Annotated in this window: 1 protein-coding gene; it reads left to right on the forward strand. The window is 71.9% G+C overall.

The window, feature by feature from the left end; translation table 11 throughout:
• A partial coding sequence (locus tag ASE02_RS10845; RefSeq protein ID WP_056734048.1) for an aromatic amino acid lyase occupies nucleotides 1-1,016 on the forward strand: 1,016 nt, incomplete at both ends.

A 1,016-nucleotide genomic window follows, 5' to 3' on the forward strand; every position in this document is an offset into this window, starting at 1 on the left:
CTCGCGCCGCTGGCCCACATGGCCGCGACCATGATCGGGGTCGGCGAGATCTTCGTCGGCGAGGCGCGGCTGCCGGCCGCGAAGGCCCTGGCCGAGGCCGGGCTGTCGCCGGTGACGCTCGGTCCCAAGGAGGGCCTGGCGCTGCTGAACGGCACACAGTTCTCGACCGCCAACGCCCTGGCCGGCCTGTTCGAGGCCGAGGTGCTGTTCCGCACCGCCCTGGTCACCGGCGCGCTGTCGACCGAAGCGGCCAAGGGCTCCGACACCCCGTTCGATCCGCGCATCCACGCCCTGCGCCGCCATGCCGGTCAGATCGAGACCGCCGACGCCCTGCGCGGCCTGATGGCCGGCTCGGCGATCCGCGCCTCGCACCTGAAGGACGACGAGCGCGTCCAGGACCCCTATTGCCTGCGCTGCCAACCGCAGGTGATGGGCGCGGCGCTCGACGTGCTGCGCCAGGCGGCCACGACGCTGGGGACCGAGGCCAACGGCGTCACCGACAATCCGCTGATCTTCCCGGAAACCGACGAGGCCCTGTCCGGCGGCAACTTCCACGCCGAGCCGGTGGCCTTCGCCGCCGACATGATCGCCCTGACGGTCTGCGAGATCGGTTCGCTGGCCGAGCGGCGGATCGCCATGCTGGTCGATCCCGCGCTCTCGGGCCTTCCCGCCTTCCTGACGCCCAAGCCCGGCCTCAACTCCGGCTTCATGATCCCGCAGGTCACCGCCGCCGCCCTGGTGTCGGAGAACAAACAGCGCGCTTACCCGGCCAGCGTCGACTCGATCCCGACCTCGGCCAACCAGGAAGACCACGTCTCGATGGCCGCCCATGGCGCGCGCCGGTTGCTGGGGATGGTCGAGAACGCCACCGCGGTGATCGGCATCGAACTGCTGGCCGCCGCCCAGGGCTGCGACTTCCACGCGCCGCTGACCTCCAGCCCGGCGCTGGAATCGGTGCGCGCGCTGCTGCGGGCCAAGGTCCCGCACCTGACCGACGACCGCCACTTCCACCCCGA

Source organism: Phenylobacterium sp. Root700 (genome assembly GCF_001429025.1).
In the GTDB taxonomy this organism is placed as follows: domain Bacteria; phylum Pseudomonadota; class Alphaproteobacteria; order Caulobacterales; family Caulobacteraceae; genus Phenylobacterium.